Consider the following 21,697-nt stretch of genomic DNA (forward strand, 5'->3'; position numbering starts at 1 on the left):
CCGCCGATGGAAAGCTGGTAACCCGTCATGACGACGGAATCCATACCCTGCGACACCTTCTTGCCGTAGATCATCGCCGCCGACAGGATGAACGCCGACATCACCACCGCACCATCGCCGGCGATGGTGAAAGTAAAGTCCAGCAGATCGTGGCTGAAATTCACCGCCATCACGCCGGCAAAGCCCAGCAGACAGCCGATAGCCTTGGCGCCCGTGATACGGTCGTTCTGGTAGATGAAGTGCGCCAGGATCACACTGAAGAAGGTCGCGGTCGAGTTCATGATCGAACCCTTCACGCCAGTGGTGTAGGCAAGGCCGATATAGAAGAACACGTACTGCAGCGAAGTCTGCGTCAGCCCGAGGATGGCGAGTTGCTTCCACTTGCCGGCCGACAGCGGCCCGAGCTTGCGATGCGTGAAGCGCGCCAGCACCAGCAGCACCAGCCCGGCAAAGAAGAAGCGCCAGCCGGCGAACACCAGCTTCGAGGGAATGTCATTGGCCGCGATGTTGAACAGCGCGTAGCCGTTCTTGATGGCCGGATAGGCGCTGCCCCACAACAGGCAGCACAACGTCGCTACGGAAAAGACAAATCGCCTGTCCGTGAATACTTGCGTGTTCTTCTTCAAAATGACTCCTGCGGCGCCCTTCGACGGACGCACCAAAAAAACAAAAGCGCGCCGCGATGGCGCGCCATCAAACCTGCCCGGGGGCTTCTCGCCGCGACCTGCACAGACGGGACGCGACAAACGGAAAAACAGAACTAGATGTCGGCCTCTCGCGAAGCGTCGTCCTGCATCCACTCCTGCGCCACATATCGCGCGCCGGCGGCCAACTCACCGGAAGCCAGGATGCGCAGGATCGCCGCAGCAACACGATCGGGTGACGCCAGTTCGCCCGCGTCGCGCCGCTGGATGAAGCGGCCCACATCGGGGAGGTCTTCTTCCGGCGTGGCACGGATCAACGACTGCATGCCCGTATCCATGACCCCCGGATTGATGTTCACGGCGATCAGTGGATGGGGCTGGCGCGCCTGCTCGAGTGCGAGCGACTGGATGAAGTTCTCCATGCCAGCCTTCACCGCGCAGTACAGCGACCAACCGGCATAGCCCTTGAGTGCGGCGCCAGACGAGATGTTGGCCACCACTTTGCGACATGCGTGTGACTGGAAAGCAGCGACGACTTCGGTGAGCACCAGGATCGCGCTCGAGAAATTGACGTTCAGATTGTCGAGCACCGCATCGCGCGCCTGACGCGAGGTCGGGCCGATCGGCTCGAGCGTGGCCGCGTTGCCAATGAAGATGAGTTCTTCGATCGGTTGCACCGCCAGCGGTGCGAGCGTATCGGCCACCACGCGAGCCGCTGACGAAGGCTGCGAGAAATCCACTTGCACCGACCAGTCGTGCGGGGCGCGACGCGAGAACTCCACCACCCGGTAACCAGCGCCCACCAGCCGTTCGCCGAGCGCGAGGCCCAGCCCCCGAGAGCCGCCAGTCAATAGTGCGAGACGCATGGCAAGGGGAATCTGCCGACAAAACAACTCGGCATTATAGGTCATCCGGTGTTTCGATGCAGGAACCTACCTACGACCACCCGAACCACCGCCCTCTACTGGCCTTCCTTGAGCAAGCGCCACAAGGTCGTCCGGCCCACGCCGAGCCGGCGCGCGGCGAGTGTGGCGTTGCCGCCCGCTTCGGCCAGCGCGACACGTGCTTCGCGCCGATCGAGTTCGCGCCGGGCGCGGCGCAATGGCGCTTCGTCCTGCACGATCGAGGTGCCTTCCAGTTCGGGAAACAGCATCGTCAGCAAACCCGCACGCAGGTTGGCGTCGGGCTCGCTGGCTGCGGCCATCAAGCGCTCGACCATGTTTTCCAGCTCGCGCACGTTGCCCGGCCACGTGTAGGCGCGCGTGCGCTCCAGAAAGCGCCCGAGCAGCATCGCGTCCGGCCGCTGAAGTCCGTGGCGGCCCGCGTGTTTGGCCACGAGTGCGTCAATCAGCGCGGGCAGGTCTTCGATGCGCTCCCGCAGGCTCGGCACCACCAACCGCAAGCCGTTGAGCCGGTAGTACAGATCCTGCCGGAAGGCACCGTCCTGAACGCGCTGTGAAAGGTCGCGGTGGGTGGCGGCCACGATGCGCACGTCAATGGGAATCGGCTCGCGCCCGCCCACGCGCAATACTTCGCGCTCCTGCAGCACACGCAGCAGGCGCGTCTGCAAGGCCAGCGGCATGTCGCCGATCTCGTCGAGAAAAACGCTGCCGCGATGCGCAGCTTCGAGCAGGCCGGGCTTGCCGCCGCGCGACGCTCCGGTGAATGCGCCCTCCTCGTAGCCGAACAGTTCCGCCTCCAGCAAGGATTCGGGCATCGCCGCGCAGTTGATCGCCACGAACGGCCCGCGCCGACGGGCGCTGGCGTTGTGCAAACCTTGCGCGATGAGTTCCTTGCCGGTACCCGATTCGCCGGTGATCAGCACCGTCAGGTCGAGACTCGCGAAGCGCTCGGCCAACGCGCGCAGGCGGCCCATGGCGTCCGACACGCCGACGAGATCGTCGAGTGCATGTTTCGCCCGCAGTGGCGTGCTGTGCGCGTGGCGGCGCAGGTCGCGGTCGGCACGCTCGACGCTGGCGGCCTCCTGCAAGGTCAGCAGTGCGCCGGGCTGGGCGCTCTGTTCGTCGATAGGAATGATGTTGCCGATCACCCGCCGTGCGCCCACGCTGAACACTCTCCGCAGCAAGGGGCGAGCATCCTTGCCCAGTGCATCGCGCACATCGACCTGCGGCATGACGTCTCCGAGCGAACGGCCGATGACGGCCTGTGCGGGTGCCCCCAGCAAATCGCACGCGGCCGGGTTGGCGAGCCATACCTGCTGCGCGGCGTCGACGGCGACGATGCCTTCGCGCACGTGCCCGAGCAGCGTCGCCAATTGCTCACGGCGCGCACGCTCCACCGCCCGCACGCGGGCCAGTTCGATGGCTTCTTCGATGGCGCGGCGCGCCGATTCCGGCGTGTAGATGAAGACGCTCTGCAGCCCGTGCTGCTCCGCCGTTTCGGTGACGAGACTGGTGCCGATGACGACTTGCGCCCCGGCATCGCGCAACGCCCGCACATGCGCCTGCACGTCGTGCTCGCTCGTATAGCGCCGTACATCCAGTCGGATGCGCAGCAGACGGCCGAGGTCGCCGAGGTCCGGGCTGATCGGCTCATACGTCACCAGTCCAACGTGGTCCCCCATGCCCGCTGCGCGCGACAGGGCCCGCATGATGTCATAGCCGGTCACGTTGACCAGCGCCACCGGGTATTCGAGTTGTCGCCGCAGCAGGGCGCCGTTGGCGCCCGCACTGATGAAGACATCCACATCGCCACGCTCGATGAGCGAACGCGCCTGGGCGACCGCGTCGCCGAAGCGACGATGCTCGACGACGATGTCGGCCTGGTCCGCGTAGTCGTCGCCCACGGATTCGATGAGCGCGGAAAGACGGCTGAAGCTCACGACGCACAGGCGCGGCCGATGGACGGTTGGAGACATGGCGGACCTCGTTCAACGAGGCTTCAACTGAAACACATGTTCCATATCTGAAACAGCCACGCTTACCCTAGGGCGGACGACACATCGCGCCTTGGCGAGCCGATCCGCCTGCATCGCTTGCGGATCAATGACATAGCGCCCGGATGCGTCCGCCTGCGCTGTGGAAAACCCGCAGGGCCAGCTCGGCTGGCACAGCCGTTGCACCGTATGGCACACAGAGTTCCGAGAGACCGCCATGACCGCCAAGACGCCGGGCCAGCTTTTCCGTGAAGCCCTTGCCGCCGAACGCCCCCTGCAACTGCCGGGCGCCATCAACGCCAACCACGCGTTGCTGGTGAAACAGGCCGGCTTCCGGGCTACGTACCTTTCGGGCGGTGGCGTGGCCGCCGGGTCGCTGGGATTGCCGGATCTGGGCATTTCGAATCTCGATGACGTACTGGTCGACGTTCGCCGCATCACCGACGTATGCGATCTGCCATTGATGGTCGATGCCGACACGGGCTTCGGCGCCTCGGCCTTCAACGTGGCGCGCACGGTCAAGAGTCTGATCAAGGCGGGTGCCGCCGCCATGCACATCGAAGACCAGGTCGGCGCCAAGCGTTGCGGCCACCGCCCCAACAAGGAAATCGTCAGCCAGGCCGAGATGGTCGACCGTATCAAGGCGGCCGTCGATGCCCGCACGGACGAGAGCTTCTTTGTCATGGCGCGCACCGACGCACTGGCCGTCGAAGGGCGCGAGCGCGCCATCGAACGCGCACTGGCCTGTGTCGAAGCCGGCGCCGACGGCGTGTTCCCGGAAGCCGTGACGGAGCTTTCGCAGTACCGCGATTTTGCCGAGGCGGTGCGCGTGCCGGTACTCGCCAACCTCACCGAATTCGGCAAGACGCCACTGTTCTCGCTCGATGAGGTCGCCGGCGCCGGCGTGGGCATCGCGCTCTATCCCCTGTCGGCGTTTCGCGCCATGAACAAGGCCGCGCTCGGGGTCTACAACACATTACGGCGCGAGGGCTCGCAACGCAGCGTGCTCGACACCATGCAGACACGCGAAGAACTCTACGACGCCATCGGCTACTGGGATTACGAGCGCAAGCTCGACGAGCTGTTCGCGCGTTCGCGCAACTAGGAACCCGAACGCACCCAACCCCGACAGAGAGCAACAGAGAGCCAAGAAAAGCGGCCGGCAACACAGCACACAACAGCCGGCCGCACCCCACGAGAGGAGACACACCCCATGAGCGTGCAAGCGATCGCAGAAGCCCCCGTCAGCGCCATCAAGCCGAAGAAATCGGTGGCGCTGTCGGGCGTGACCGCCGGCAATACGGCATTGTGTTCAGTGGGCCGCACCGGCAACGACCTGCACTACCGCGGCTATGACATCCTCGATATCGCCGACACCTGCGAGTTCGAAGAGATCGCCTATCTGCTGGTGCACGGCAAACTGCCTGCACGCAGTGAGCTGGCGGCCTACAAGACGCGCCTGACCGCAATGCGCGGACTGCCGGGAAACGTGCGCAACGTGCTCGAAAACCTGCCGGCATCCACGCACGCGATGGACGTGATGCGCACCGGCGTTTCCACGCTCGGCTGCCTGCTGCCAGAGAAGGACGACCACAACACCGCCGGCGCGCGCGAGATCGCCGACCGCCTGCTGGCCTCGCTCGGCTCCATGCTGCTGTACTGGTATCACTTCAGCCATCACGGGCGCCGCATCGAAACGGAAACCGATGACGACTCCATCGGCGCACACTTCCTGCATCTGCTGCATGGCCGCCGCCCTTCCGCCGAATGGGTACGCGCAATGCACACCTCGCTCAATCTGTACGCCGAGCACGAATTCAATGCGTCGACCTTTACCGCGCGCGTCATCGCCGGCACCGGCGCCGATGTGTATTCCGCCATGACCGGCGCCATCGGCGCCCTGCGCGGACCGAAGCATGGCGGCGCCAACGAAGCGTCGTTCGACATCCAGCAACGCTATGACTCGCCGGACGAAGCCGAAGCCGACATACGCCGGCGCGTGGATAACAAGGAAGTCGTCATCGGTTTCGGCCACCCCGTCTACACCATCGCCGACCCGCGCAACAAGGTGATCAAGGAGGTCGCCCGCCGGCTCTCGCAGCAGGCCGACGACATGAAGATGTTCAGCATCGCCGAGCGAATCGAAAGCGTGATGTGGAATGCCAAGAACATGTTCCCCAACCTCGATTGGTTCAGCGCGGTGAGCTACCACATGATGGGCGTGCCGACGAACATGTTCACGCCGCTGTTCGTGGTGGCGCGCACGACGGGCTGGGCCGCACACGTCATCGAGCAACGCATCGACAACAAGATCATCCGGCCGAGTGCGAACTACACCGGGCCGGAGAACCTCGCCTTCGTCCCCATCGAACAACGCCGCTGATCCACTTCGCACAGGAACCTCGTATGAGCAGTCATATCTCGAACGTCCGCCCGCAACCCGACAAGGTACTGAGCGACATTGCCGATTACGTGTGCGACTACCGCATCGACAGCGCGCTCGCATTCGAAACCGCGCGCAATTGCCTGATCGACACGCTCGGCTGCGGACTCGAAGCGCTGGAATACCCGGCGTGCACCAAGCTGCTCGGGCCGGTGGTGCCTGGCACGATCGTGCCCAACGGCGCCAAGGTGCCCGGCACGCAGTTCCAGCTCGATCCCGTGCAGGCCGCGTTCAATATCGGCGCGATGATCCGCTGGCTGGATTTCAACGACACCTGGCTGGCGGCCGAATGGGGACACCCGTCGGACAACCTCGGGGGCATTCTCGCCACCGCCGACTGGCTGTCGCGCAACGCTGTCGCGGCCGGCAAGCCGCCGCTGTCGATGCGCGACGTGCTCGCCGCGATGATCAAGGCGCACGAAATCCAGGGCTGCATCGCGCTGGAAAACAGTTTCAATAAGGTCGGGCTCGATCACGTCGTGCTGGTCAAGGTCGCCTCGACGGCAGTCATCGCGCAGATGCTGGGCCTGTCGCGCGAAGAGATCATCAACGCTGTCTCGCTGGCATGGGTGGATGGACAAAGTCTGCGCACGTATCGCCACGCGCCCAACACCGGCAGCCGCAAAAGCTGGGCGGCGGGCGACGCCACCAGCCGCGCGGTGCGCCTGGCATTGATCGCCAGGACGGGCGAGATGGGCTATCCGTCCGTACTGACCGCCAAGACCTGGGGCTTCTACGACGTGAGCTTCAAGGGCGAGCCGTTTCGCTTCCAGCGCCCCTACGGCAGTTACGTGATGGAGAACGTGCTGTTCAAGATCTCCTACCCGGCCGAGTTCCACAGTCAGACCGCCGTGGAATGTGCCATGACCTTGCACGAACAACTGCAGGCACGCGGCCGTAGCGCGCAGGACATCCGCAAGATCACCATCCGCACGCACGAAGCCTGCATCCGCATCATCGACAAGCAAGGTCCGCTCAACAATCCGGCCGACCGCGACCATTGCGTGCAGTACATGGTGGCCGTGCCCATGCTGTTCGGTCGCCTGACGGCCGGCGACTATGAAGACGCCATCGCCGCCGATGCGCGCATCGATGCGCTACGCGAGAAGATCGTGTGCGTGGAAGACCCGCAATTCACGCGCGACTATCACGACCCGGAAAAGCGCAGCATCGCCAATGCGCTCACCGTCGAATTCAACGACGGCAGCACGCTGCCCGAAGTGGTGTGCGAATACCCCATCGGTCACAAGCGTCGCCGCGCCGACGGCATCCCGTTGCTGGAAGCCAAGTTCCGCACCAACCTGGCCCGCCGTTTTCCGCACAAACAGCAGGCCGCGATCCTGGCGGCATCGCTGGATCAGGCGCGGCTCGAGGCAATGCCGGTCAATGAGTACGTAGATTTATATGTGATCTAGACGACACGACTCCCACCGACGCACAGAGACACAAGTCCGGCGCCGCGGGCAGAGGACGGAGGAGACACACCCATGAGCACCACGCTGCAAGCGTTCCATCGTCGTTCCATCGAAGACCGCGAGGGCTTCTGGAACGATCAGGCCAGCCTCATTCACTGGCACAAGCCTTTCACGCAGGTGCTCGACTACAGCCAGCCGCCTTTCGCGCGCTGGTTCGTCGGCGGTCAGACCAACCTCTGTTACAACGCCATCGACCGCCATCTGCCAGAGCGGGCGGACGCGCCCGCGCTGATCTGCGTATCGACCGAAACCAACACCGAGCGCACCTACAGCTTTGGCGAGCTGCATCGCGAAGTCATGCGCATGGCATCGATCATGCGATCGCTGGGCGTCAAGCGCGGCGACCGTGTGCTGATCTACATGCCGATGATCGCCGAGGCCGTGTTCGCCATGTATGCCTGCGCGCGCATCGGGGCAATCCACAGCGTGGTGTTCGGCGGATTCGCGGCCTTCAGTCTCGCGTCGCGCATCGAGGACGCCGAGCCGGTGCTGATCGTGTCCGCCGACGGCGGCTCGCGCGGCGGCAAGGTGGTGCCCTACAAGCCCCAACTGGATGAAGCGATCCAGCGCTCCACGCACAAGCCCGCCCACGTGCTGCTCGTCGATCGCGGGCTCGCACCGATGGATCGTGTGGAGGGACGCGATCTCGATTACGCCGCATTGCGCGAGCAACACGCACACGCGCAGGTGGACGTCACCTGGCTGGAATCGAACGAAACCAGCTACACGCTCTACACGTCCGGCACCACCGGCAAGCCCAAGGGCGTGCAACGCGATGTCGGCGGCTACGCGGTAGCGCTGGCGGCTTCGATGAAGTACATCTACTGCGGCAAGCCTGGCGAAACCTACTTCTGCACCAGCGACATCGGCTGGGTGGTGGGGCATTCGTACATCGTGTACGGCCCGCTCATCGCTGGCATGGCGACCATGCTGTATGAAGGTCTGCCGATCTGCCCGGACGCCGGCATCCTGTGGCGCCTGGTCGAAAAATACCGTCCTAGCGTGATGTTCTCATCGCCCACGGCGATTCGCGTGCTCAAGAAGCAGGACCCGGCATGGCTGACGAAGTACGACACCAGCAGCCTGCGCGCATTGTTCCTCGCCGGCGAGCCGCTGGACGAACCGACCGCATCCTGGATACAGGAAGGGCTCGGCCACCCGGTCGTCGACAACTACTGGCAGACCGAAACGGGCTGGCCGATCATGACCGTCGCGCGCGGAGTCGAAGACACGCCGACGCGACTGGGCAGCCCAGGCATGCCGATGTACGGATATGACGTCAGGATCGTCGACCAGCAGACCGGCAAGCCCGTCGGCGCGGGCGAGAAAGGCGTCATAGCCATCGCGCCGCCGTTGCCACCCGGCTGCATGCAGACCGTGTGGCGCAGCGACGCGCGCTTTCTGCATTACTTCGACACCCTGCCCGGCCAGATGCTGTATTCGACCTTCGATTGGGGCGTGCGCGACAAGGACGGCTACATGTTCATCCTCGGCCGCACGGACGATGTCATCAATGTCGCCGGCCACCGGCTTGGCACGCGGGAGATCGAAGAGTCGATCACCGGCCACCCGGCCGTTGCCGAATGCGCCGTGGTCGGCAAGGCAGATTCGCTGAAGGGCCAGGTGGCGGTCGCCTTTGCCGTGCTGCGCAGCGCTCACGGCGCGCAGGATGCCGCCGCGCGCAAGGCCCTGGAGGCCGACATCATCGCCACCGTCGACCGCCAGCTCGGCGCGGTGGCACGGCCGGCGCAGGTGTGCTTCGTCACGGCACTGCCCAAGACGCGCTCGGGCAAAGTCCTGCGGCGCGCCATCCAGGCCTTGTGTGAAGGCAAGGACCCGGGCGACCTCACGACCATCGAAGACGCTGGCGTGCTGGAGCAGATCCGCGAGGCCGTGGCCGCCTGACCACGGCATTGACGGCGCCGCGCGTCAGGCGCAGGTGCGATGCTCAACTGAAATCGAGCAGCACTTTCATGTGCGTATTGCGGTCCCCGGCGAGTTCAAACGCATGCGCGGCTTCATTCAGGGGGACGACAGCGCTGATGACGGGGCGCACATCGATGCGCCGCTCGCTGACGAGGCGCGCGGCAAGCGAAAACTCGCCATTGAAGCGATGCGTGCCGACAAGGCTGATTTCCTTGCTGATGAGGGTGCCGAGCGCCAGCGTTACCGAATCCGGATATCCGACCTGGACGATGACGCCGCGTGGCGCCACGGCAGGGAGTACGCCCGACAGGATGGCCGGCGCCCCCGTGCATTCGAGTACGACGTCGAAATAGCCTTTTCCCCCGCAGAAACGCCGCTCGATCGCGTCCGGCTGCGTTGCCGTGTTGACGACGTCGGTGGCTCCCATCTGGCGGGCAATCGCCAACGGGCGATCACGCAGATCGCACGCGACGATCTCCAGTGCGCCGGCAAAGCGCGCTGCCGCAACCGCGAGCGCGCCGATGGGGCCGGCCCCCGTGACCAGCACGCGCTTGCCGACGAGCCCGCCCGCCTGGCGCACAGCATGCAGCGCCACCGACAGCGGCTCGCAACACGCGGCCTCCGTCACCGAGATGTCCTCGCCGACAGGCTCGCACTGCGTCTCCTCTGCCACGATCCAGTCCCGGAACGCCCCCTGGCTATGGGGCATGGTGCGCGCGCTGCCGTAGAAGACCATGTCCACGCAATGCTGATGCTGGCCCGACTGACAGAAGCTGCACCGCCCGCACGCCCGGCTTGGGTTGAGCGCAATGCGCTGGCCCTCACGTACGCGCGTGACACCGGCGCCGATCCTCTCGACCGTACCCGCGACTTCGTGCCCGAGGGTCAATGGTTCGCGCACGCGGATCGCGCCGAAGCCGCCATCCTGAAAGTAGTGCAGATCGGACCCGCATATCCCGCCCGCGCCAATGCGCACGAGCACTTGACCGGGGCCGGGCTCACCTACATCGGCAGTATCGATGCGCAGGTCGCGTGCGGCATGCACGACACAGGTCCTTGACCTCATCTCGGAGACTCCTTCTTCTCAGTTCGGCGAAAGGCGCAGGGTGCAGTGCTGCATCACACCGTGCTGGTGAGACCGCCATCGACGTAGATGACATGTCCATTGACGAAATCGGAGGCCGGCGACGCCAGGTAGATGGCCGCGCCGCAGAGCTCTTCGACCTTGCCCCAGCGACCGGCGGGCGTGCGCTTGCACAGCCAGGCCGAGAATTCTTCGTTATCGACCAGTGCACGGTTCATTTCGGTGGCGAAATACCCAGGCGCGATGCCGTTGATCTGCAGGCCGTGGGAGGCCCAGTCTGCGCACATGCCCTTGGTGAGCATGGCGACAGCGCCCTTGCTCGCGGTGTAGGGCGCGATCGTCGGGCGGCCGAGCATGCTCTGTACCGAGCAGATGTTGATGATCTTGCCGCGCCGGCGAAGCAGCATCCGTCTGGCCACCGCCTGCGAGACGTTGAACACGCTGGTGAGATTCACCGACAGCACGCGGTCCCAGTCTTCCGGCGGAAACTCATCGAGCGGCGCGCGGCGCTGGATGCCTGCGTTGTTGACCAGGATGTCGATCGGCCCGAGCGTTCTTTCGATGCGTTCGACGGCGGCATCCACCGCCACGCGATCGACCACGTCGAACAATTCGCCACTTGCCTTGGCGCCCTCGTCGCGCAACGCCTGAACACCCTTGTCGAGACGCTGTGCGTCGATGTCGTTGAGCACGATGCTGGCTCCCGCGCTTGCCAATCCCCGAGCCAGCGACCAGCCGATGCCCTGGCCCGAACCGGTGATCAATGCGCGCTTGCCGCGCAGGTCGAAAAGGGCGTTGAGTTGGGCGGTCATAGGCTTCCTCATACGGTGCTGGTCACATCGCCATCGACGTAGATGACGGGGCGTTGACGGATTGAATGTTGGACGGGCGCCCTGATGCGTCGCGGCGCACGTCCCTGCATTCAGGGAATGGATAGAAAGGTAACGGTCTTTTTTATTGTATTACTTGATGACAATCACAGTTATACACATGAACTACGTTTGTACTACAAAAATGGCAATCCAAAGAAGCTCCGCGGGCCAGAGCGGCGCGCCGAACGCCCGCGTCACATCTAGTGGATAATGTGGGGCCAGATTGCATTGCCGCACTTCATTCGGACGGAGAGACTTGTTTGTTAGCCGGTATCACCAAGACTGAACGCATCATCGAACTCTTCGGCCGCCAGATCGTCTCGGGCGAGTACGCGCCGGGGAGCGCTCTGCCTTCCGAAAACGAGCTGTGCGCCGAATTCGACACGTCCCGCAACATCATTCGCGAGGCCGTCAAGGTGCTGTCGGCCAAACGCCTCATCGATGCGCAACGCCACCGGGGGCTGTTCGTCATGCCCCGCGAAGGCTGGAATTATCTCGATAGCGACGTGCTGCGCTGGGCGCTCGAAAAGGATGGCGGCGACCGCGCCCTGATCGCAGCGCTCAACGACGTGAGAAGCGTGGTAGAGCCCGCAATCGGGCGCTGGGCCGCCGAATGCGCGACGGCCATGGACCTGGCGCACATCGAGATGGCGCTCAACGACATGGAAAAGCACGCTTCAGGCGGCGACAAGGATGCCTTCAACGAAGCCGACATCCGCTTTCACAAGGCCGTGCTGGCGGCCGCACGCAACCCGGTGATGCTGCAATTGGCCGACGCCATCAGCGCACTGCAACGCGCCATCTTCGACCGCACGTTTCTCAATAGCGAGGCGCTGATCCAGCTCACGCTGGAGCAGCACAAAGACTTGTTCGAAGCCATTCGCTACAAGGATGGGGCCGCCGCCGAAGCAGCCTCGCTCACCATGATCCGGCGCACCGCCCGCCGCATGCTCGAACGCGACCAGGCAAAAGCCTGACGCATTCCTTTCCACGCAAATCCCCATGTCGCGCCGTCGGCGCCCCCGCTCTCGGCGCGCGCGTTGCCGTAGCGCGTTCGGGAAATCCCTTGCGTCGCCGGACCGCTCTGTCTCTTCTGGATTTGATCCATATCGCGGTACCTCATACCAATATGGTTTGTAGTACAGGCGTAACAAACCGGTACTTCACGAAACGGACACGTCTGAGGAGACATCATGCAATTTCCGACTCAATCGCTGAGCAGGCTCGTTTTGGCTGCACTGCTGGGCGCGGCCTGCATTGCAAGCGGCACCGCGCTGGCGCAACAGAAGGTCCGCCTGGGCCACGCAATGCCCACGGAGCATCCGCAGGCCAGGACAATGGACAAATTTGCCGAGCTGGCCGGCAAGTACACCGAAGGCCGCGTCCAGATACAGGTGTATCCGGGTGGCGTTCTAGGTGGCGACGACAAGATGCTGCAGGCCACCCAGGCCGGCACGCAGGAGATCTACTACGGCGCGGTGTCACCTATCGCCGGGCGGATCAAGCCGCTGCAGGTGTTCGACTTCCCGTTCATGTTCAACAACTACGACGAAGTGGATTACGTGTTCCGCGGCGCGATGGGGCAAAAGCTGTTCGACATGATGCGTCCGCTCAATGTCGTGGGCCTGGCCTGGGGCGAGGCAGGCTTTCGCCAGCTATCGAACAGCAAACGCGCCATCAAGCGAGTGGAAGACCTCAATGGCCTGAAGATCCGCGTCATGCAGAACCCGGTGGCGCTCGAAACCTGGAAGGCCATGGGCACCAATGCCGTGCCGATGTCCTTCGCCGAAGTCTTCACCGCGCTGGAGACCCGGGCGCTCGATGGGCAGGAGAACCCGCTCATCCACATGTACGCCAACAAGATGTACGAGGTGCAAAAGCACATCACCGTCACCAACCACGTCTATACGCCATGCGCGATCCTGGTGTCGACCAAGTTCTGGAACACGCTCTCGCCCAAGGATCAGGATGCGCTCAGGAAAGCCGCCACCGAATCGATGGTCTTCCACCGCCAGATCATGACCGCCGCCGATCAGGACGTGATCGCCAAGCTGCGTCAGCACGGCGTCAGCGTGGAACCCTTGCCCGCCGCGGAGCTCACCAAGTTGCGTACCAAGGTCAAGCCCGTCATCGACAAGTTCACGCCTGAAGTCGGCAGCGAGTTCGTCGCCAGCTTCTTCGCCGAGATCGAAAAGGCCCGCTCGCAAGCCAAGTAAGTCAGCCATGCGCCCCATCGTCCATCGCCCCGCTCCGCGGAGCCTTGTTCGGTGGGGCTTCTTCCCTGTCCAGACAAGGAGGCAACATGTCGACGACATGTCGTGCTTTGGCGAACGGCTTCTACCGGCTCCTCGAAGCGATCCTCGTGATCTGCATGGTGACGATGTTCGTGCTGGTGTTCGGCAACGTCATTCTGCGGTTCTTCTTCAACAGCGGCTTCGACATCGCCGAAGAGTTGCCGCGCTTCATGTTCGTGCTGATGACATTCCTCGGCGCCACGGTCGCCATGCGCGACCGCACGCACATCAGCGTCAACATCGTCCTCAGCCGTCTTTCCATTCCCGCCAGGCGAGTGTGCTGGGGTATCTGCCAGGTACTCATCCTAATCTGCGCCTGCTACATGCTGTACAGCTCCTACCTGCAGCACGAGATCGTGCGCGAGACGCTCTCGCCCGTCATGATGATCAGCATGCTGTGGGTCTATGGCGTGAGCTATATCGCTGGCGCGGCCATTGGCTTGCATGCCCTGGCGAACCTGCTGCGCCTGGCGTGTGGCCGCGTTGCCGACGATGAGTTGATGACGGTGTCCGAAGAGGGTTCCGCGACGCACGGCCCGGCGGAGGCGCAGTCATGACCATGCTCGTCTTCATTGGCGCCTTGCTCGGCACCATGGCGCTGGGCCTGCCAATCGCTTTCGCACTGCTCGTCACCGGCCTCGTACTGATGTTCTGGCTGGGCCTGACAGACCCGCAGATCGTCATGCAGAACATGTGGGACGGCGCCAATAGCTTTCCGCTGCTGGCAGTACCGTTCTTCATGGTGGCCGGCGAATTCATGAATGCCGGCGGCATGACGCGCCGGATCATCGCCATCGCCATGGCATGGGTCGGCCATATCCGCGGCGGCCTCGGCTACGTCGCGGTCATTGCGGCAGTCATCATGGCGTCGTTGTCCGGCTCGGCGGTTGCCGATACGGCAGCGCTGGCGGCGGTGCTGCTGCCCATGATGCGGGCCTCGAACTACAACGTGTATCGGGCTGGCGGCCTCATCGGCGCGGGCGGCATCATCGCACCGATCATCCCGCCGTCGATCCCGATGATCCTGTACGGCGTGAGCGGCCAGGTGTCGGTCACCAAGCTGTTCATGGCGGGCATCGTTCCCGGCATGCTCATGGGCATGGCGTTGATCCTGACCTGGCGCTTCTATGCCCACAAGGAGAAAGTCCACACCGCGCCCAAGGCGAGCATGAAAGAACGCCTGTCGAAGACGGGTGAAGGGTTCTGGGCCCTGCTGCTGCCGATCGTCATCATCGGCGGCCTGAAGACCGGCGTTTTCACGCCGACCGAAGCGGCCGTCACCGCAGCAGCGTACTCATTGGTGGTCGGCCTGTTCGTGTATCGGGAAATCAAGCTCAAGGACACCTGTCGCCTGTTCCTCAACGCGGCAAAGACGACGTCGATCGTGATGTTCCTGGTAGCGACTGCGTCGGTGTCGGCCTGGCTGATCACGGCCGCGGACATTCCGATGCAGTTGGCCGGTCTGCTCGCGCCAGTGATGGACAAGCCGGTTCTGCTCACGCTCACCCTGATGCTGATGGTGCTGCTGATCGGCACCGCCATGGACCTGACGCCCACGGTGCTCATCATGACGCCCGTGCTGATGCCGATCCTCAAGCAAGGGAATATCGATCCGGTCTACTTCGGCGTGCTGTTCATCATGAACGTATCGATCGGTTTGATCACGCCGCCTGTAGGTACCGTGCTGAACGTGGTCTGTGGCGTGGGCAAGCTGTCGATGGAAAAGCTCATCAAGGGCATCTGGCCGTTCCTGCTCGCGGAGACACTTGTGCTGCTGTCCCTGGTCGTATTTCCGGAGCTGGTCCTGGTGCCGCTGAAGTGGATGACGCACTGATCTGATCGCAGGCACAAAAAAGGGCGCAGACAATTGCTGCGCCCTTTTCTTGTCGTCTTCGCCCGGGGGCCCCTGTCAGGCGATGATGCCGCCCCCGAGGCAAACGCGGCTTTCATAGAACACGACCGACTGTCCAGGCGTGAGCGCCCATTGCGGCTCGGCGAAAGCGATCTCGCAGGTGCTGCCCGAGATCGATTCGATGTTGCACGGCGCGTCCGGCGTGCGGTAGCGCGGCTTGGCGGTATAGACCCAGTTGGTGCGCGGCGCATGGCCCGACACCCATGACAGATCGATGGCACTCAGGCGTTCGCGCAGCAGCGCCGGGTGATCGTGCCCCTGCACGGCGTACAGCACATTGCGTTGCATGTCCTTGCCGGCCACGTACCAAGCGTCGTGTTCGCCCGCGTGGTCGTTGCCCTTGATGCCGCCGATGTGCAGGCCCTTGCGCTGGCCGATGGTGTGGTACATCAGCCCTTGGTGTTCGCCTACCACGCGATCATCATCGAGCGCGCGGATTTCGCCGGGCTTGGTGGGCAGATAGCGCATGAGGAATTCGCGGAACGGCCGCTCGCCGATAAAGCAGATACCGGTCGAATCTTTTTTGGCCGCCACATGCAGGCCGGCATCTTCGGCAATGCGCCGCACGTCGCGCTTGTAGACGCCGGCCAGCGGGAACAGCGTCTTCGACAGTTGCGCCTGGTTCAGGCGGTACAAGAAGTAACTCTGATCCTTGGTGCCGTCCTCGGCCTTGAGGAGCTGGTATTCGACCTTGCCGTCGTTGTGCCATTCGCGCACGCCTGCGTAGTGGCCAGTGGCGATCTTGTCCGCGCCCAACTGCATGGCGTGGTCGAGGAAGGCCTTGAACTTGATCTCGCTGTTGCAGAGGATGTCCGGGTTCGGCGTGCGGCCGGCTTCGTATTCGCGCAGGAAGTCGGCAAACACGCGGTCCTTGTACTCGGCGCTGAAGTTGACCACTTCGAGGTCGATGCCGATCACGTCGCACACCGATGCAACGTCGATCAGATCCTGCCGCGTCGAGCAATATTCGTCGTCGTCGTCATCTTCCCAGTTCTTCATGAACAGGCCGATGACCTTGTAGCCCTGCTGCTTGAGCAGCAATGCCGCGACCGACGAATCCACACCGCCGGACATGCCGACGATGACCGTTTTGCCTTGACCATCCATTGCGTTGAGATTCCTGCTGAGCGGCGCGGGGCCGCGTGATACCCGTGTTCAGTTATCGAAGTGGCGGACCAGTTCGAGCGGAAAGCGCCGGCCAGCCGCGTGGTCGCGAATGCACTGCAGCACCAACGGACTACGCAGGCGTTCGGGGCTGGCTTCGAGTTCGGCCAGCGTCATCCACACCGTGCGCACGATCCCTTCGTCCAGCGCGCGCCCCTCTTCCTTGCCGGTGGCACGCGCGGCATAGGCAAAGCGCAGGTAGGTGATGTCCCCTGCCGGGCGCTTCCATTGATAGACGCCGACAAGGTAGTCGGGCACGACATGATGCGCGGTCTCTTCCATGGCCTCGCGGATACACGCGTTGATCAGCGATTCGTCCTCTTCGAGGTGCCCCGCCGGCTGGTTCAGGCGCAGCCCCTGGTCGGTATGTTCTTCGACCAGCAGGTAATAACCGTCGCGTTCGACGAGCGCTGCCACCGTTACATCGGGTTTCCAGGCCATGTTCGCCCCTGTTGCAAAAACCGCCCATTGTACCGTGCCGCATGGCAGCCTCCCACCCGCGGCGCCTTGGCCGGCCCCGCCTGCAGCCATTTCAAGCGCAAACATTTGTGCAAGTCGCTTGCTGCGGCAAGATAAAGACCGTTATGGGCAGGCGCGCACGCGGGCCGCCAATGCGATAAAATCGAAAGCTTCTTTTGCACCTTGAGCGGAGTTCTTTCATGTCGATGTCGGATCGCGACGGTTTCATCTGGATGGACGGCAAACTGGTGCCGTGGCGCGAAGCCACCACCCACGTGCTGACCCACTCCCTGCACTACGGCCTGTCGGTGTTCGAAGGCGTACGTGCATACAAGACCGAGCGCGGCACCGCCATTTTCCGCGTCAAGGAGCACACTGACCGCCTGTTCGCGTCGGCCCACATCTACCAGATGAAGATGCCGTTCGACAAAGAAGCGATCATCGAAGCGCAGAAGGAAGTCGTCCGCGCCAACAAGCTCGAATCCTGCTACCTGCGCCCGATCGCCTTCTACGGCTCCGAAAAGATGGGCGTGTCGCCCGTGGGCGCGCAAGTGCACGTGGCGATCGCCGCCTGGCCGTGGGGCGCGTACCTGGGTGCCGACGGGCTGGAAAAGGGCATCCGCGTGAAGATCGCCTCGTTTGCCCGCCACCACGTCAACGTGACGATGCCGCGCGCCAAGCTGGCCTCGACCTATGCCAACTCGATCCTGGCCAACCTCGAAGCCACGCAGGACGGCTACGACGAAGCCATGCTGCTCGACACCGAGGGCTTTGTGGCCGAGGGCGCGGGCGAGAACGTCTTCATGGTCAAGAACGGCGTGATCTACGAACCCGAGATCGCTTCGGCGCTGACCGGCATCACCCGCGACACGGTCCACACCCTGGCGCGCGAACTGGGTCTCGAAGTGAAGACCCGTCGCCTGACGCGCGACGACCTGTACATCGCCGACGAACTGTTCTTCACCGGCACCGCCGCTGAAGTCACGCCGATCCGCGAACTGGACCGCCGCGTCATCGGCTCCGGCTCGCGCGGCCCGATCACGGCCAAGCTGCAGGAACGCTTCTTCGACCTCGTCGGCGGTCGCCTGCCGGAACACGAAGGCTGGCTGGCCTACGTCTGACGCGGAGCGCGACATGCCCGAGAATCAAAACAAGGCCGAAGCCATCGCGGTGACTGCCAAGGACCTGCCGCTGCATTGCCCGATGCCCGACGCGCCCCTGTGGGCTCGTCATCCGCGCGTATTTCTGGATGTTGCCAAGACGGGTGAGGCAGCCTGCCCGTATTGCGGCGCCAAGTACGTGCTGCACGGCGAAGCGCCCAAAGGTCACTGAGCCGGTCAGAGAGTCGAACAGGGGCCCATGCGGCCCCTGTTTGTTTTGGGCTTCGATTGAGTGCTTGTTTCAGCGAGATATGCAGTGAGATCCGTCGCTCGCGCCATCCTGATCGTCGCGCCCTCGTGGATCGGCGATACCGTCGCAGCACACCCGCTCTTCGTGCGCTTGCGCCAGCACCACCCGCAAGCACGCATCGACGTGCTCGCCCCGCCGTGGGTCGCGGCCGTGCTGCGGTTCATGCCGGAGATCGACGGCCACATCATCGACAATCCATTCGCGCACGGCCAGCTACGCCTGAAGGATCGCTGGCGGCTGGCGCGCGAACTGGCGCGACGCGGCTACGACGCCACCTACGTGTTGCCCAATTCGCTCAAGTCGGCGCTGATTCCGCTGCTGGCAGGCATCCCGGACCGGGTCGGCTTTACCGGTGAATCGCGCTACGGTTTCATCAACGTGCGCCACACGCTGGACGAAAAGGCGCTGCCGCTGCAGGTGGAGCGCTACGCCCAGCTCGCCGAAGCGCCCGGCGCACCGCTTGCCCGCCCTCTCCCGAAACCGCACCTGACCGTTCCGCCCGAAACCGTCGCGGCAAGTTTCAGCGCCCATGGATTGGCACGGGAGCCCGCACCGGTGATTTTCTGCCCGGGCGCCGAATACGGGCCGGCCAAGCGTTGGCCGGAGCGGCACTTCGCGGAACTGGCGCGCACGCTGGCAGCTCAAGGCCGCCCGGTGTGGCTGCTCGGATCGAAGAAAGACGCCCCCGTGGGTGACGAGATCGTACGCCTGTCGGGCGGGGCGGCACGCAACCTGTGCGGCGTGACGTCTCTGTCGGAAGCCGTCGGCATTCTGGCCGGCGCGCATTACGTCGTGACCAATGACTCCGGCCTGATGCACGTCGCGGCGGCACTGGGCACGCCCCTCGTGGCCTTGTTCGGATCGAGCAGTCCGCTCTACACTCCGCCTCTGTCGGACAAGGCGCGCGTCATCTGGCTGCAACTGTCCTGCAGCCCCTGCTTCCAGCGCGAATGTCCGCTCGGCCATCTGAATTGCCTGAACCAGATCGAACCCAACCGCGTACTGGAAGAAGCCGACACCCTGCCGACCAAATGAGCAAGCCGATCTTCGCCACTCCCGACGATGCCGAACGCGCCTTCTACGAGGCCGTTGCCCGCAGCGATCTGGAAGGTGTGATGGCCGTGTGGGCCGAAGACGAGGAAGTCGTTTGCGTGCATCCGGGTGGCTCGCGCTTTACCGGGCTGGCCTCGATCCGCGAAATGTGGCGGCAGCTCTTCGCCGCCGAGGTGAAGATCCGCATCCGCACCAGCCATCCGGTCAAGACGCAAGCCATGCTGTTGGCCGTGCACTGCGTACTCGAACATGTGAACGTGGATGGGGAAGACCAGATTGGCCCCCCGATGATCGCCACCAACGTGTATTCGCGCGGCGCGCAGGGTTGGCAACTCATCGTGCATCACACTTCGCCGGCTCCGGATACGCACGGATTGCTGGCGCAGGAAGCGCCGCGCATCGTTCACTGATCGGCGCGCGGCCGCGGGGGCAGCCGTCGAACGAACAGAACTCCACCACCATGTCATACCGATCACCACGCTGGTTGCGCGGCGCACACGCACAGACGATCTGGCCGCTGGCCCGAAAGGGCGAAATGCCGCGCTTCGAGCGCGAACGACTGGACACACCGGACGGCGACTTTGTCGATGTCGACTTCTTGCCCCGACAGAAGGGCAAGCCGCTCGTCACGTTATTCCATGGCCTGGAAGGCTCCAGTCGCAGTCACTATGCGCGCGCACTCATGCGGGCGCTGATGGCGCGCGGATGGAATGGCGCGGTGGTTCACTTCCGAGGCTGCTCGGGCGAGCCCAATCGGCTGGCCCGCGCATATCACTCGGGCGACGCAGACGAAATCGACTGGGCCCTGACGCAGATCGCCGCTCGCTACCCGGACGTGCCGCGCTATGCCGCGGGCGTGTCACTAGGTGGCAATGCACTGTTGTGCTGGCTGGGCACGCGCGAATCGCTGGCGCACAGACTGGTGGACAAGGCGGCGGCGGTGTCCGCCCCGCTCGATCTGACGCTGGCCGGGCATCATCTGGACAAGGGCTTCAACCGCGTCTACACGCGGCACTTTCTGACCACCCTGCAACGCGCGGTGCAGGTCAAGGCGCAACGCTTTCCGGGCCTGTTCGACGCCGCGCGAGCAGCCGCCGCGCGCAGCCTGTTCGAGTTCGATGATGCCTACACCGCGCCCATGCACGGCTTTGCCGATGCTCACGACTATTGGCGGCGCGCGTCGAGCAAGCCGCTGTTGCGCGGCATCGCCGTACCGACTTTGATCATCAACGCGCGGAATGATCCCTTCATGCCGCTCGAAGTGTTGCCGTCGCGACAAGAGGTTTCGCCCATGGTAGAACTGGACCAGCCCGCCGAAGGCGGTCACGTAGGGTTTGCCAGCGGATCGTTCCCCGGCCACATCGACTGGTTGCCGAGACGGTTGTTGGACTTCTTCAGCGCACCGTAGCCCATCGCACCGGGCAAGCGAAATCGCCGAAGGACACCGGCCGGACCTGCACCCGCCCACCACAAAAACGAACGCCCGAGGCATTTGCCTCGGGCGTTCGCTTACTGGGCGGACTTCAGGGATGAGCTGGTCACTCGCGGAAGTTGCCGAACTGCAGCGGGAAGTCGGTGATCGACTTCTTCAGGAAAGCGATAGCTTCTTGTAGGGTGTCGCGCTTGGCGCCCGATACGCGCACGGTGTCGCCCTGGATGCTGGCCTGTACCTTGAGCTTTTCGTCCTTGATCAGGCGGACGATCTTCTTGGCCAGTTCGGAATCGATGCCGACCTTCACGACCACGCTCTGCTTGACCTTGTTGCCGCTGATCTTGTCGACATCCTTGCGCTCCATGCAGCGGATATCGACGTTGCGCTTGGCGAACTTGCCGATGACGATGTCCCACACCTGATCGAGCTGGAAGTCGTTGTCGGCGAAGAGGGTCAGCGTCTTGTCCTTCTCGGACATTTCGATGCGCGCGTCCGAGCCCTTGAAGTCGAAGCGGTTGCCCACTTCCTTGTTGGCCTGGTCGACGGCGTTATGGACCTCGACCCAATTCACTTCGTTGGTCACGTCAAAACTGGGCATGGGCGTCTCCTTGTAGGTGCTTGAGGGGAGGAACA

Annotated in this window: 21 protein-coding genes; 13 read left to right on the forward strand and 8 right to left on the reverse strand. The window is 63.8% G+C overall.

From position 1 onward, the window contains the following. From ACDA63_RS15850 to prpR, 3 genes are all read right to left on the reverse strand, one after another. On the reverse strand, positions 1-626 hold a 626-nt coding region (locus ACDA63_RS15850; protein WP_373664253.1), incomplete at its 3' end, for a DMT family transporter. A gap of 134 nt (positions 627-760) precedes the next feature. Continuing rightward, entirely contained in the window at positions 761-1,555 is a 795-nt protein-coding gene (locus ACDA63_RS15855) for an SDR family NAD(P)-dependent oxidoreductase (protein ID WP_373664254.1), read from the reverse strand. A gap of 50 nt (positions 1,556-1,605) precedes the next feature. Next, positions 1,606-3,522 carry a propionate catabolism operon regulatory protein PrpR gene (gene prpR / locus ACDA63_RS15860; protein ID WP_373664255.1) on the reverse strand — a complete coding sequence of 639 codons (1,917 nt, stop codon included), beginning with the start codon at positions 3,520-3,522 and terminating at the stop codon, positions 1,606-1,608. A gap of 235 nt (positions 3,523-3,757) precedes the next feature. Between prpR and prpB the strand changes: the two genes are divergently transcribed. From prpB to ACDA63_RS15880, 4 genes are all read left to right on the forward strand, one after another. Further along, a complete protein-coding gene (gene prpB, locus ACDA63_RS15865) occupies positions 3,758-4,645 on the forward strand; it encodes a methylisocitrate lyase (protein WP_373664256.1) in 888 nt (295 codons plus the stop codon). A gap of 108 nt (positions 4,646-4,753) precedes the next feature. Further along, positions 4,754-5,923, forward strand: coding sequence for a 2-methylcitrate synthase (prpC, locus tag ACDA63_RS15870; protein ID WP_373664257.1), 1,170 nt, complete (start codon positions 4,754-4,756; stop codon positions 5,921-5,923). A gap of 23 nt (positions 5,924-5,946) precedes the next feature. Further along, entirely contained in the window at positions 5,947-7,398 is a 1,452-nt protein-coding gene (locus ACDA63_RS15875; protein WP_373664258.1) for a bifunctional 2-methylcitrate dehydratase/aconitate hydratase, read from the forward strand. 72 nt (positions 7,399-7,470) lie between these two features. After that, positions 7,471-9,363, forward strand: coding sequence for a propionate--CoA ligase (locus ACDA63_RS15880; protein ID WP_373664259.1), 1,893 nt, complete (start codon positions 7,471-7,473; stop codon positions 9,361-9,363). A 43-nt stretch (positions 9,364-9,406) separates the two neighbouring features. Here ACDA63_RS15880 and ACDA63_RS15885 read toward each other — a convergent pair whose 3' ends face one another. Next, on the reverse strand, positions 9,407-10,450 hold the full coding sequence (locus ACDA63_RS15885) for an L-idonate 5-dehydrogenase (RefSeq protein WP_373664260.1): 1,044 nt from the start codon (positions 10,448-10,450) through the stop codon (positions 9,407-9,409). 53 nt (positions 10,451-10,503) lie between these two features. Then, positions 10,504-11,280 (reverse strand): SDR family oxidoreductase, encoded by a 777-nt coding sequence (locus ACDA63_RS15890; protein WP_373664261.1) that lies wholly within the window; start codon positions 11,278-11,280, stop codon positions 10,504-10,506. A gap of 320 nt (positions 11,281-11,600) precedes the next feature. Here ACDA63_RS15890 and ACDA63_RS15895 point away from each other — a divergent pair, with 320 nt between their 5' ends. From ACDA63_RS15895 to ACDA63_RS15910, 4 genes are all read left to right on the forward strand, one after another. Beyond that, complete coding sequence (locus ACDA63_RS15895; protein WP_373664262.1) at positions 11,601-12,317, forward strand: FadR/GntR family transcriptional regulator; 717 nt, start codon at positions 11,601-11,603, stop codon at positions 12,315-12,317. 216 nt (positions 12,318-12,533) lie between these two features. Continuing rightward, positions 12,534-13,556, forward strand: coding sequence for a TRAP transporter substrate-binding protein (locus ACDA63_RS15900; protein WP_373664263.1), 1,023 nt, complete (start codon positions 12,534-12,536; stop codon positions 13,554-13,556). An 86-nt stretch (positions 13,557-13,642) separates the two neighbouring features. Continuing rightward, the gene (locus ACDA63_RS15905) at positions 13,643-14,191 is read left to right on the forward strand and encodes a TRAP transporter small permease (protein WP_373664264.1); all 549 of its coding nucleotides are present in this window, start codon (positions 13,643-13,645) and stop codon (positions 14,189-14,191) included. After that, a complete protein-coding gene (locus tag ACDA63_RS15910) occupies positions 14,188-15,468 on the forward strand; it encodes a TRAP transporter large permease subunit (RefSeq protein WP_373664265.1) in 1,281 nt (426 codons plus the stop codon). Before ACDA63_RS15905 ends, ACDA63_RS15910 begins: the two co-directional genes overlap by 4 nt. Positions 15,469-15,543: 75 nt before the next feature. Here the strand turns inward: ACDA63_RS15910 and mnmA are convergent, their stop codons facing one another. Together mnmA and ACDA63_RS15920 are read right to left on the reverse strand one after the other, a co-directional pair. Then, positions 15,544-16,653 (reverse strand): tRNA 2-thiouridine(34) synthase MnmA, encoded by a 1,110-nt coding sequence (gene mnmA / locus ACDA63_RS15915; RefSeq protein WP_373664266.1) that lies wholly within the window; start codon positions 16,651-16,653, stop codon positions 15,544-15,546. A gap of 48 nt (positions 16,654-16,701) precedes the next feature. Beyond that, positions 16,702-17,151, reverse strand: a complete 450-nt coding sequence (locus ACDA63_RS15920) for an NUDIX hydrolase (protein WP_373664267.1) — start codon at positions 17,149-17,151, stop codon at positions 16,702-16,704. A gap of 218 nt (positions 17,152-17,369) precedes the next feature. Here ACDA63_RS15920 and ACDA63_RS15925 point away from each other — a divergent pair, with 218 nt between their 5' ends. The 5 genes from ACDA63_RS15925 (at position 17,370) to ACDA63_RS15945 (ending at position 21,040) form a co-directional block, all read left to right on the forward strand. Then, positions 17,370-18,290 (forward strand): branched-chain amino acid transaminase, encoded by a 921-nt coding sequence (locus tag ACDA63_RS15925; protein WP_373664268.1) that lies wholly within the window; start codon positions 17,370-17,372, stop codon positions 18,288-18,290. 13 nt (positions 18,291-18,303) lie between these two features. Beyond that, positions 18,304-18,501, forward strand: a complete 198-nt coding sequence (locus ACDA63_RS15930; protein ID WP_373664269.1) for a zinc-finger domain-containing protein — start codon at positions 18,304-18,306, stop codon at positions 18,499-18,501. A gap of 84 nt (positions 18,502-18,585) precedes the next feature. Further along, positions 18,586-19,614, forward strand: a complete 1,029-nt coding sequence (waaF, locus tag ACDA63_RS15935) for a lipopolysaccharide heptosyltransferase II (RefSeq protein WP_373664270.1) — start codon at positions 18,586-18,588, stop codon at positions 19,612-19,614. Beyond that, entirely contained in the window at positions 19,611-20,042 is a 432-nt protein-coding gene (locus tag ACDA63_RS15940) for a nuclear transport factor 2 family protein (protein WP_373664271.1), read from the forward strand. The genes waaF and ACDA63_RS15940 overlap by 4 nt, the downstream gene beginning before the upstream one ends. 50 nt (positions 20,043-20,092) lie before the next feature. Continuing rightward, a complete protein-coding gene (locus tag ACDA63_RS15945; protein WP_373664272.1) occupies positions 20,093-21,040 on the forward strand; it encodes a hydrolase in 948 nt (315 codons plus the stop codon). A gap of 130 nt (positions 21,041-21,170) precedes the next feature. Here the strand turns inward: ACDA63_RS15945 and ACDA63_RS15950 are convergent, their stop codons facing one another. Then, on the reverse strand, positions 21,171-21,662 hold the full coding sequence (locus tag ACDA63_RS15950) for a YajQ family cyclic di-GMP-binding protein (protein ID WP_373664273.1): 492 nt from the start codon (positions 21,660-21,662) through the stop codon (positions 21,171-21,173). Positions 21,663-21,697 lie beyond the last annotated feature (35 nt).

The organism is Uliginosibacterium sp. sgz301328, assembly GCF_041807905.1.
Lineage (GTDB): Bacteria > Pseudomonadota > Gammaproteobacteria > Burkholderiales > Rhodocyclaceae > JBGVSA01.

What these genes read in the sequence shown, in the direction of transcription:
- prpC (WP_373664257.1), top strand. Translation starts at nt 4,754, where the DNA reads ATGAGCGTGCAAGCGATCGCAGAAGCCCCCGTCAGCGCCATCAAGCCG.
- ACDA63_RS15905 (WP_373664264.1), top strand. Translation starts at nt 13,643, where the DNA reads ATGTCGACGACATGTCGTGCTTTGGCGAACGGCTTCTACCGGCTCCTC.
- ACDA63_RS15855 (WP_373664254.1), bottom strand. Translation starts at nt 1,555, where the DNA reads ATGACCTATAATGCCGAGTTGTTTTGTCGGCAGATTCCCCTTGCCATG.
- prpR (WP_373664255.1), bottom strand. Translation starts at nt 3,522, where the DNA reads ATGTCTCCAACCGTCCATCGGCCGCGCCTGTGCGTCGTGAGCTTCAGC.
- ACDA63_RS15950 (WP_373664273.1), bottom strand. Translation starts at nt 21,662, where the DNA reads ATGCCCAGTTTTGACGTGACCAACGAAGTGAATTGGGTCGAGGTCCAT.
- ACDA63_RS15920 (WP_373664267.1), bottom strand. Translation starts at nt 17,151, where the DNA reads ATGGCCTGGAAACCCGATGTAACGGTGGCAGCGCTCGTCGAACGCGAC.
- ACDA63_RS15875 (WP_373664258.1), top strand. Translation starts at nt 5,947, where the DNA reads ATGAGCAGTCATATCTCGAACGTCCGCCCGCAACCCGACAAGGTACTG.
- ACDA63_RS15880 (WP_373664259.1), top strand. Translation starts at nt 7,471, where the DNA reads ATGAGCACCACGCTGCAAGCGTTCCATCGTCGTTCCATCGAAGACCGC.
- ACDA63_RS15925 (WP_373664268.1), top strand. Translation starts at nt 17,370, where the DNA reads ATGTCGATGTCGGATCGCGACGGTTTCATCTGGATGGACGGCAAACTG.
- ACDA63_RS15930 (WP_373664269.1), top strand. Translation starts at nt 18,304, where the DNA reads ATGCCCGAGAATCAAAACAAGGCCGAAGCCATCGCGGTGACTGCCAAG.
- ACDA63_RS15945 (WP_373664272.1), top strand. Translation starts at nt 20,093, where the DNA reads ATGTCATACCGATCACCACGCTGGTTGCGCGGCGCACACGCACAGACG.
- ACDA63_RS15890 (WP_373664261.1), bottom strand. Translation starts at nt 11,280, where the DNA reads ATGACCGCCCAACTCAACGCCCTTTTCGACCTGCGCGGCAAGCGCGCA.
- ACDA63_RS15900 (WP_373664263.1), top strand. Translation starts at nt 12,534, where the DNA reads ATGCAATTTCCGACTCAATCGCTGAGCAGGCTCGTTTTGGCTGCACTG.
- ACDA63_RS15885 (WP_373664260.1), bottom strand. Translation starts at nt 10,450, where the DNA reads ATGAGGTCAAGGACCTGTGTCGTGCATGCCGCACGCGACCTGCGCATC.
- ACDA63_RS15910 (WP_373664265.1), top strand. Translation starts at nt 14,188, where the DNA reads ATGACCATGCTCGTCTTCATTGGCGCCTTGCTCGGCACCATGGCGCTG.
- ACDA63_RS15940 (WP_373664271.1), top strand. Translation starts at nt 19,611, where the DNA reads ATGAGCAAGCCGATCTTCGCCACTCCCGACGATGCCGAACGCGCCTTC.
- mnmA (WP_373664266.1), bottom strand. Translation starts at nt 16,653, where the DNA reads ATGGATGGTCAAGGCAAAACGGTCATCGTCGGCATGTCCGGCGGTGTG.
- prpB (WP_373664256.1), top strand. Translation starts at nt 3,758, where the DNA reads ATGACCGCCAAGACGCCGGGCCAGCTTTTCCGTGAAGCCCTTGCCGCC.